The sequence below is a fragment of the Frankia sp. CgJB1 genome (assembly GCF_977947065.1).
Genome location: NZ_CDWTNB010000189.1, coordinates 1 through 7,528, shown reverse-complemented (window position 1 = coordinate 7,528; position 7,528 = coordinate 1). Strand labels below are relative to the sequence as shown.

At 71.8% G+C, this 7,528-nt stretch carries 9 protein-coding genes; 4 read left to right on the top strand and 5 right to left on the bottom strand.

Annotated elements, in window-relative coordinates; translation table 11 throughout:
- Window positions 1-4: 4 nt before the first annotated feature.
- The 3 genes from AC08OT_RS17370 to AC08OT_RS17360 all read right to left on the bottom strand — a co-directional run bounded on the left by AC08OT_RS17370 (window position 5) and on the right by AC08OT_RS17360 (window position 1,436).
- Entirely contained in the window at window positions 5-232 is a 228-nt protein-coding gene (locus AC08OT_RS17370; protein ID WP_476592727.1) for a DUF3107 domain-containing protein, read from the bottom strand.
- A gap of 179 nt (window positions 233-411) precedes the next feature.
- Entirely contained in the window at window positions 412-1,101 is a 690-nt protein-coding gene (locus AC08OT_RS17365) for a TetR/AcrR family transcriptional regulator (protein WP_476592726.1), read from the bottom strand.
- A 131-nt stretch (window positions 1,102-1,232) separates the two neighbouring features.
- Window positions 1,233-1,436 (bottom strand): hypothetical protein, encoded by a 204-nt coding sequence (locus AC08OT_RS17360; RefSeq protein WP_476592725.1) that lies wholly within the window; start codon window positions 1,434-1,436, stop codon window positions 1,233-1,235.
- 419 nt (window positions 1,437-1,855) lie between these two features.
- Between AC08OT_RS17360 and ku the strand changes: the two genes are divergently transcribed.
- Window positions 1,856-2,971, top strand: coding sequence for a non-homologous end joining protein Ku (ku, locus tag AC08OT_RS17355; RefSeq protein ID WP_476592724.1), 1,116 nt, complete (start codon window positions 1,856-1,858; stop codon window positions 2,969-2,971).
- Window positions 2,972-3,121: 150 nt separating this feature from the next.
- Here the strand turns inward: ku and AC08OT_RS17350 are convergent, their stop codons facing one another.
- Window positions 3,122-3,295 (bottom strand): CsbD family protein, encoded by a 174-nt coding sequence (locus AC08OT_RS17350; RefSeq protein WP_462186501.1) that lies wholly within the window; start codon window positions 3,293-3,295, stop codon window positions 3,122-3,124.
- 224 nt (window positions 3,296-3,519) lie between these two features.
- On the opposite strand from AC08OT_RS17350, the gene moeZ reads away from it, so the two are divergent.
- Both moeZ and AC08OT_RS17340 read left to right on the top strand, forming a co-directional pair.
- The gene (moeZ, locus tag AC08OT_RS17345) at window positions 3,520-4,692 is read left to right on the top strand and encodes an adenylyltransferase/sulfurtransferase MoeZ (protein WP_462186500.1); all 1,173 of its coding nucleotides are present in this window, start codon (window positions 3,520-3,522) and stop codon (window positions 4,690-4,692) included.
- A 41-nt stretch (window positions 4,693-4,733) separates the two neighbouring features.
- Entirely contained in the window at window positions 4,734-5,114 is a 381-nt protein-coding gene (locus AC08OT_RS17340; RefSeq protein ID WP_476603044.1) for an MGMT family protein, read from the top strand.
- A 16-nt stretch (window positions 5,115-5,130) separates the two neighbouring features.
- Here the strand turns inward: AC08OT_RS17340 and AC08OT_RS17335 are convergent, their stop codons facing one another.
- The gene (locus AC08OT_RS17335; RefSeq protein WP_476603043.1) at window positions 5,131-5,895 is read right to left on the bottom strand and encodes an SDR family NAD(P)-dependent oxidoreductase; all 765 of its coding nucleotides are present in this window, start codon (window positions 5,893-5,895) and stop codon (window positions 5,131-5,133) included.
- Window positions 5,896-6,076: 181 nt separating this feature from the next.
- Between AC08OT_RS17335 and AC08OT_RS17330 the strand changes: the two genes are divergently transcribed.
- On the top strand, window positions 6,077-7,528 hold a 1,452-nt coding region (locus tag AC08OT_RS17330), incomplete at its 3' end, for an ATP-dependent helicase (protein WP_476603042.1).

Sequence of the window (7,528 nt, the reverse complement as noted above, 5' to 3'; positions counted from 1 at the left end):
AGACCTAGACGGCGCCGAAGCCCACCCGTCGGGTCGTGGTCGCGGCGATCTCTACGTAGGCCAGCGACGCGATCGGCACTATCACCTGCCGGCCCTTGTCGTCGACGAGGGTCAGCACCCCGTTGTCGGCTTTGACCGCCTCATTCACCAGCGCGGCGACAGCCTCCGGGGACTGGCTGCTCTCCAGCACCAGCTCCCGACTGACCTGCCGGACGCCGATCTTGACCTCCACCCGATGACCTCCGCCTTCGTCGGACCTACCGCCGGCGGACGAGAGCCGCCGATCTTGAATCACCGCCCACACTATGGCTTCCGGGACTTCTCGACCGCGGCAGGGGCGGCGTGTTCGCTCCGGGCACACCCGCTCACCCGACAAACGCTCACCCGGTACACCCGGTGCGCCGGACGACGTCAGCCGGCGGGGGGCACCTCCTCGTGCGGCTCCGTGTTCGTGCGCGTGGCATCCCGGTGCTCCTGGCGGGGGTAGCCGCCGATGCCGCGCCAGGCCAGCTCCACCATCGACTCGATGGCCCGTTCCTTTTCCACGGTGGCACCGCGGACCAGCCACCAGCGCGACGCCGTCTCGGCCAGCCCGACCAGCCCGACCGCGAGCAGATCGGCCTCGTCCTGGGGCAGCCCGGTGTCGGCGACGATCGTCGCGGCGATGGCCCGCACGCACTGGGCGAAGGCGGTCTCGATGCGCTGGCGGACCGCGGGCTCGTTGCGCAGGTCCGACTCCAGCACGAGCTGGTGCGCCCCAGAGGGGTCGTTGACGAAGTCGAAGTACGCTCGGATGGACCGGGCGATGCGCGCGTGGTTGTCCGAGGTGGAGGCGAGCGCGTCTTGGACGCTCGTCACCAGCTGGGTGGCGTGCTCGTCGAGCAGCGCGAGATAGAGCTCGAGCTTGCCGGGGAAGTGCTGGTACAGCACCGGTTTGCTGACGCCGGCCCGCTCAGCGATCTCGTCCATCGCCGCCGCGTGGTAGCCCTGGGCGACGAAGACCTCGCGGGCGGCTCCCAGAAGCTGGAAGCGGCGCGCGGTGCGGGGGAGCCGGGGAGCCCTGCCCGGTCGTGTGTCGGGCGGGGCTGGCTCGGCGGTCACCGGCGCACCTCCTGGCTGATGGCGCACCTCCTGGTTGATGCGGTCAACAGTACCCGCGGGGTCCGACCGGCCGGCGTTCGTCGAAACGAAACCAGCCGGCCTGCCCGTCGCTCGCGCGGGGTGGCGCCGGGTCAGCGGTAGTCGTCGTCCTCGTCGGTCTCGACCACGATGCTCTGCTCGACGACGTCGTACTCGTCGGCCTCGACGGGTGGTGCCGAAGGTAGCCAGCACGGCGCCGGGTCGGCCGGACGTATCTCCCGGGCCTGCTCGACGGCGTCGGCGTCGGGCGCCTCGATCGGGAGATCGGATGCCGGAAGGTCGGTGGGTGCTTCCATGGGGACGTCCTCCTGCGCTCGTCGTTACGGCGACCCGCTGGGGCGGGCGCCGGAAATGGACGATCCGAACCTGTCCAGGGTCCGGATCGCGATGTGCCCGGAACGGGTGGTCCTCACGCGCCATCGGCCGGGCCGGCCTCGTCACGGACGTGGCGGTGGTGTCCGTCACTCATCCCACTCCCGGCTCCCGCGCCGTTCCCGGCTCCGTGCCCCGCTCGCACCAGGCTTCCCGTCCTGGGTACGTTCCGCCCTCCTACACATATGGCCCCCGCCGGCCATCGGTGTTCTCCGGCGTGTCTCCAGGGCGGCTGGTGCCCTGGAGATTTTCGCCTGCTGATAGGTTCAAGATTTTCGCCTGTCTGGCTTACTCGTGGGCTTCCGGTGGGACACCATAGGGGTATGTGACGTGAGGGGCGAACATGCGTGCGACCTGGAAGGGCGTGATCTCCTTCGGCCTGGTGTCCATCCCGGTGAGGCTCTACTCGGCGACCCAGGAACGGGATGTCGCGTTTCACCAGGTTAGACGGTCGGATGGGTCTCGTATCCGATACCGGAGAGTGGCGGAGGCCGATGGGGACGAGGTCAACTACGCCGACATTGCCAAGGGCTACGAGCTGCCGGACGGGAAGACCGTCGTACTCACCGACGAGGACTTCGCGAATCTCCCGCTGTCCACCTCCCGGGCGATCGACGTGCTGGAGTTCGTCCCGTTGGAGCAGGTCGACCCGATCTACTTCGCGAAGAGCTATTACGTCGAGCCCGACCGCACCGGCGCCAAACCCTACGTTCTCCTTCGCGACGCGCTGGCCGCCTCGGGCCGTGTCGCGCTGGTGAAGATAGCCCTGCGGCAACGCGAGCAGCTCGCGACGCTCCGGGTGCGTGGCGGCGTCTTCGTCCTGGAGACCATGGTCTGGCCGGACGAGGTGCGGCAACCGGATTTTCCGTTCCTCGAGGAGGACATCGCGGTGCGCCCGCAGGAGCTGTCGGTGGCCGCCTCGCTCATCCACACCCTGGCAGCCGACTTCGACCCCACCAGGTACACCGACAACTACCGTGAGGTCCTGCAGGCCGTGATCGACGCGAAGGTCGCCGGTCGCGAGGTTGTGGCCTCGCCGGGCGGGCTGGCCGGCGAGGCGGTCGGCGACCTCATGGCGGCGCTGCGCGCGAGCATCGCCGCCGCCCGCGCCGGACGGCCCGGCGAAGCGGCCGTGGCTGGTGGTGCGGCCGGGGTCACCGACAAGGCGGCGGCCGGGGTCACCGACAGGGTGCCCGACGGCAAGGGGTCCGACGAGGCGTCCGGTGACGAGGCGTCCGATGGGCTGCGGGGCGGCCGTACCTCTTCGGTCAAGGGTGCCTCGTCGGCCCCGGGCACGAGGTCGACCGCCCGGAAGACGCCGTCCTCGACGAAGAGCACCGCGAAGACGAACGCCACGAAGACGCCGCCCGCCAAGACCTCCGCGGCCAAGACCACCTCCTCGAGGACGGCCTCAAGGACGCCGACCTCGAAGACGCCCCCGACGCGGCGATCCGCCTGAAGACCTGAGGAGCGGTCCCCGTGCGACCTGAGGAGCGGTCCCGGCGCGGGAGCCGGGGGCAGGTGGCGGCAGGGAACAGGTCCGTTAGGTGCCGTGGGGCTGGTTGCCGTGGGGCCGGTGGGTACCGGGCGGTCAGCGACGGAAGGGCGGTCAGCGACGGAAGGCGTCCTTCGCCTTCTCCCCGGCGTTCTTGAGGTCGGCGACGCCGCGTTCTCCCCGGCCCTCCGCCTGCAGGTCCCGGTTCTCGGTGGCCTTGCCGGCCTGTTCCTTGGTCCGCCCGCGGAGCTCCTGCACCTTGTTCCTGACCTTGTCAGTGAAGGACACTGCACTCAACTCCTCACTGTATGTGCGGCGGTTCGGAAGAGGTCTACCCGTGTGGCGGCCGCGGGAACACTCCGGGGACGCCGTGCGCTGCACTGAAGGGCTGACCGTCGCAATGCCCGACATGCACCCGTGATGAGGGACCTCCCGGCGGATGGCCCAAATCCGGCGAGGCCGCGTCGCGCTGTGGCATCGTCGAAGGACGACACCGAACGCGAGGAGCAAGCGTGTCCCTTCCGCCCCTGGTCAACCCCGCCGAGGGGCTGACCGTCGATGAGATCCGCCGGTACTCTCGACATCTGATCATTCCGGATGTCGCCGTGGACGGCCAGAAGCGGCTGAAGAACGCCAGGGTGCTGGCGGTCGGTGCCGGTGGCCTCGGCTCGCCGACGCTGATGTACCTGGCCGCCGCCGGCGTCGGGACGCTGGGCATCGTCGAGTTCGACACCGTCGACGAGTCGAACCTGCAGCGTCAGATCATCCACGGCCAGTCCGACGTCGGCCGCTCGAAGGCGGAGTCGGCCCGCGACTCGGTTCGCAACATCAACCCGTACGTGAACGTCGTCCTGCACGAGACCCGGCTGGACGCCTCCAACGTCATGGAGATCTTCAGCGGATACGACCTCATCGTCGACGGCACGGACAACTTTGCCACCCGCTACCTGGTCAACGACGCCGCGGTGCTGCTCGGCAAGCCCTACGTCTGGGGTTCGATCTACCGCTTCGACGGCCAGGCCAGCGTCTTCTGGGCCAAGCACGGACCGTGCTACCGCTGCCTCTACCCGGAGCCGCCGCCTCCTGGCATGGTCCCCTCCTGCGCCGAGGGCGGGGTGCTGGGTGTGCTGTGCGCCTCCATCGCCTCCATCCAGACCACCGAGGCCATCAAGGTGCTGACCGGGATCGGTGATCCGCTGGTCGGTCGGCTGATGGTGTATGACGCCCTGGAGATGACCTATCGGTCGATCAAGGTCCGCAAGGACCCGGAGTGCCCGTTGTGCGGGAAGAATCCGTCGATCACCGAGCTGATCGACTACGAGGCGTTCTGCGGGGCGGTCTCGGAGGAGGCGCAGTTGGCCGCCGCCGGCTCGACGATCACCGCGGGCGAGCTCAAGAGCTGGCTGGACGCCGACGAGCCGATCGAGCTCGTCGACGTCCGTGAGCCGGCCGAGTGGGAGATCGTCCGGATCCCCGGCGCGCGCCTGATCCCCAAGGGGGACCTGCCCGCGCACCTCTCCGAACTGCCGCAGGACCGTCGGGTGGTCGTCTACTGCAAATCCGGGGTGCGCTCGGCCGACGCGCTCGCCACGCTGAAGGGCGCCGGCTTCTCCTCGGCCGTGCACGTCCAGGGTGGCGTGACCGCGTGGGCGACCCAGGTCGACAAGTCGCTGCCGGTCTACTGAGCGCCGGACGAGCCACGGAGCCTGGACGAGCCACGGGGAGCCTGGATGAGCGGGCCCGGCGTGACGCGCCGCCGGCGAGCCTCTCCGCCGGGTTCGGTACCCGGATCTCGCTCGGCGGCGCGCCGGGTCCGCACGCCCTCGAGGTGCTGGACGCGGTGGCGCGCATCCCGCCGGGCAAGGTGATGACCTATGGCGACGTGGCCGAGTACGTCGGCGCCGGGTCGGGGCGCACGGTCGGAGCCGTGCTGTCCCGATTCGGCGACGAGGTGCCCTGGCACCGGGTGATCCGGGCGACCGGGGAACCGAACCCGGCCGCACCGGTCGAGGCCCTGCGCCGGCTCGTCGCCGACCGGACGCCGCTGCGCCCCGGAGGCGACCGGGTCGATCTCGCCGCGGCCCGGTGGGACGGTTCTCCGGCCTGACCGCCCGCGGGCCCGGTCAGCGGGCGGCCATGTCGCCGTCGGCCAGATAGACGCTGCCCGTGACCAGGGAGGCCCGGTCGGACAGCAGGAAGACGACGACCTCGGCCACCTCGTCGACCGTGCCCAGTCGGTTGATCGGCGAGAACAGCGCGGCTCCGCGCCGCGGCCGGCCGTTGGCGTGCAGCAGCGGGGTGTCCACGAAGCCCGGCGCCACCGCGTTCACCCGGATGCCGCGGATGGCGTAGTCCAGGGCGGCCGTCTTGGTCAGCCCGATGACCCCGTGCTTCGCGGCGACGTAGGGCGCCGACCCGGCGAACCCGACCACCCCGAGCACCGAGGCCATGTTGACGATCGAGCCTCCGCCGTTGCGCAGCATCGCCGTGATCTCGGCCCGCATGCTGTAGAAGACGCCGGAGAGGTTGACGTCCAGCACCCGCTGCCAGTCCTGCGCCGGGGTGTTCTCCACCGGCTCGCGCCCCGCGCTCACTCCCGCGTTGTTCACTGCCAGGTCCAGCCGTCCGAAGGTGCCGACGGTGACCTGGATGGCGCGTTCGAGCGAGTCGGGATCGGTGACGTCCGCCTCCAGGGCGAGCGCCTCCCCGCCACCGTCCTCGATCGTCGCCACCACCTCCTTGACAGCGTGCGCGTCGAGGTCGGTGGCGACGACCCGGGCGCCCGCTCTCGCCAGTCGGCGGGCGCAGGCGGCGCCGATGCCGGATCCCGCCCCGGTCAGGAGCGCGACCTTGTCGCTGCACTCGGTCATGACTGAGGACACTGCCATGTCCTGACGCGCACGCGTGAGAGGTCCCCCGAGTGTCCGGTCCCCCGAGTGTCCCGGTGATGACCGAGTGTCCCGGTCGTCGACACACCGCGGTCCCACCGCCGACCCGCTACGGACGCCGACCCGCCGCGGGGCCGGCGGAGTTGGCGGAGTTGTCGGACCCACGTGATGTGCTTTGCCCGTGGTCGTCCTTCCTGCCCCCGCACCCGCCGCCCCGCGTCCCGGCTACCGGCTGGTCGCCGCCCCGGTCGCGCCGCCGCGCCCGCTCGTCCTGGATGCGGCGCAGCGCGCGGTGGTTGAGCACGGCGGCGGGCCGCTGCTGGTGCTCGCCGGGCCCGGCACCGGGAAGACGGCCACGCTCGTCGAGGCGGTCGCCGCGCGGATCGAAGCCGGGGCGGATCCGCGGTCGATCCTGGTCCTCACCTTCAGCCGGCGAGCTGCCGGCGAGCTGCGGGAGCGGATCATCGCACGGCTCGGTGCCGAGGGCGGGGCCGGCGGAGGTCCCGGGGCGTGGACGTTCCACGCCTGGTGCCTGGCGCTGCTGCGCGCGCACGAGCGGCCGGCCCCGCCGGGCGGGCTCCGGCTGCTGTCCGGCCCGGAGCAGGACAGTCGGCTGCGCGATCTCATTGAGGGTTCCCGCGAGGACGGCCGGCCGGTCTGGCCCGAGCCGCTCGTGGGTTGCCTGCGCACCTGCGGTTTCACCGAGGAGGTGCGGGCGCTGCTGGCCCGCGCCCGCGAGGTCGGGCTCGAACCGGTCGCGCTGGTGCAGCTCGCCCGGCGTACCGGCCGCCCGGACTGGGCCGCCCTCGCCGAGTTCTACGAGATGTACCTCGACGTGTTCGGGTTCGAGGGGGCGGTCGACTACACCGATCTCGTCCACCGGGCCGTGGTCGTCGCCGAGAGTGCCGAGGGGGGCGCCTGGCTGCGTGGGCGCTACCGGCACGTCTTCGTCGACGAGTACCAGGACACCGATCCGGCTCAGGAACGCCTGCTGGGGGCGGTGGCCGGCGGTGGTGGCAACCTCGTCGTGCTGGGCGACCCGGACCAGTCGATCTACGCCTTCCGGGGGGCCGAGGTCGCCGGCTTGCTGGGCTTCCCGGCCCGGTTCCCCCGCCTTGACGGCGAGCCGGCGCCGATCGTCGCGCTGCGGCGCTGCCGGCGGATGGCCCCGGCCCCGCTGGCGGCGAGCCGGCACGTGGCCCGGCGGATCCCGGCCGCCGGGCTTCCGGCGGCCGCGATCCGGGCACACCGTGACCTCGTCGGGCGCGTCGACGCCGACGCCGGCCAGGTGCAGGCCCGCACGTTCCCGGGCGCTGGCGCGGAGGCCGAGTCGGTGGCCGACCTGCTCCGTCGCGAGCATCTGGAGAACGGCGTCGCCTGGGACGCGATGGCGGTCCTGGTCCGCGCGGCCGAGCGGATCGGCCGGTTGCGCCGCGTGCTGGCCGCCGCCGGCGTTCCGGTCAGCGTCGACGGTGACGACCTGCCGGTCGCCCAGGAGCCGGCCGCCGCCCTGCTCCTGCTGGCGCTGCGCTGCGCGGAGGATCCGGCCGGGGCGCTCACCGTCGACGCGGCGCGCACCCTGCTCACCTCGCCGCTCGGTGGAGCGGACCCGGCCGGGCTGCGGGCGCTGGGC